The sequence below is a fragment of the Streptomyces sp. WG5 genome (assembly GCF_049974565.1).
Lineage (GTDB): Bacteria > Actinomycetota > Actinomycetes > Streptomycetales > Streptomycetaceae > Streptomyces.
In genome coordinates this window covers 1-1,623 of record NZ_JBNGGC010000121.1, presented here as the reverse complement: position 1 = coordinate 1,623, position 1,623 = coordinate 1, and the positions used below count along the sequence as shown (strand labels likewise).

Here is a 1,623-nt window from a genome sequence, read left to right as displayed (position 1 = left end):
CTTCGACGGCCGCCTGTCGGCAGCCCGCCAGTAGTCCCAACCCCTCCAGTTACACCGCTCGTTTGACAGACCCGTTCCATGTGAGGTCGCCGATGTGGTAGTAGCCGGTTGACGGAAAGGTGCGGGTGGCCAGGCTCTGCATGGCGCGCAGTGCTGCGGGTCCGGCGTGTTCATCTCGTTGCATGGCGCCATGCTGTCGAACTGGTTTTTGATCAAGCAACGGAGTATCGGGGTTGCGGCCCGTGGGTCAGTCGCTCACATGGGCGGTTGGGCCTTGACCCGGGATCTTGGACACGGGCTATGCGGCTTGGGCCAGGGTAGTTGGTGTTGTATCGGGGGCTGTCTCGTAAGCGATGGGACTGCGTTGTCCGAGGCGGGAGTGACGGCGTCGGGTGTTGTAGCGGTGCAGCCAGCGGAACGCATCGAGGCGGGTCTCGCGCTCGCTGGGCCAGTGCTTGCGGCCCTGGAGCGTCTCGCGTTTGAAGGTCGCGTTGAAGGACTCGGCGAGCGCGTTGTCCGCCGAGCTGCCGCTCGCGCTCATGGACTGGCGGACGCCGGACTGGCGGCAGGCGTCGGCGAAGGCCCGGCTGGTGTACTGGGCCCCGTGGTCGGTGTGCAGGACTGCCCCGGCGAGGCTGCCGCGGGTCCGTTCGGCGGCCGCCAGGGCGTCGGTGACAAGGCCGGTGCGCATGTGGTCCGCGATCGACCAGTCGGCCAGGCGGCGTGAGGCGAGGTCGATGACGGTCGCCAGGTAGAGGAACGTGCCGCCCTCCAGCGGGAGGTAGGTGATGTCGCCGACGTACTTCCTGTTCGGCTCGCTTGCCGTGAAGTCGCGGCCGACGAGGTCCGGTGTCTTCGTCGCGGCCGGGTCCGCAGCAGTGGTTGATGTCGGCGGCGCAAGCGCACGCCCACCAGACCGGCAGCCCGCATCACCCGCGCGATCCGCTTGTGGTTGACACGCTCTCCCGCCTCACGAAGCTCGGCGGTGATCCTGGGAACGCCATAGGTGCCGTCCGACTCGCGGTGCACGGCCCGTATCCGGGCGGCGAGCCGGGCGTCGGCCGCCTGCCGGGCGGCCCGGTCCGCGGCCGTCCGACGCCAGTAGTAGAAGCTGGAGCGGGCGATGCCCAAGATGGTGCACAGCCGCTTCACGCCGTAACGGCGCTGGTGGTCGGCGACGAACTGGAAGCGGTTCACCAGCGCGTCTCCCCGGCGAAATACTTCGCGGCCTTGCGCAGGATCTCGCGCTCTTCCTCCAGCTCACGGACTTTCTTCCGCAGAGCGGCGTTCTCCGCCTCCAGCGGTGTGGGCGGTTCGGCGGGTGTCTCCGCCCGGCGTCCCCGGGGCCGGCTCGCCCCGGCCGCCCGGACCCAGTTCCGCAAGGTCTCGGGATTGATCCCCAGATCGGCGGCGACCTCCCGGATCGTCGCCTCGGGCCGCGACTGGTACAGCGCGACCGCGTCCGCCTTGAACTGCGGCGGATAGTTCTTCATGACCACGAGATGTCCGTTCTCAGATCCTCAGGATCCAGTGTCTCGTGTGTCCAGAGCCGCGCGGCCCTGAGCGTGAGGCGTACGCCCGGCTGCTGCGGCAGCTCGCGGAGCTCTACCCCGCACCCGCCAC

General features: G+C 68.9%; 1 pseudogene. It reads right to left on the bottom strand.

Annotation, left to right across the window (positions count from 1 at the left end):
* Positions 1-298 precede the first annotated feature (298 nt).
* Positions 299-1,499, bottom strand: a pseudogene (locus tag ACP4IX_RS36145) (IS3 family transposase).
* Positions 1,500-1,623: the final 124 nt, after the last annotated feature.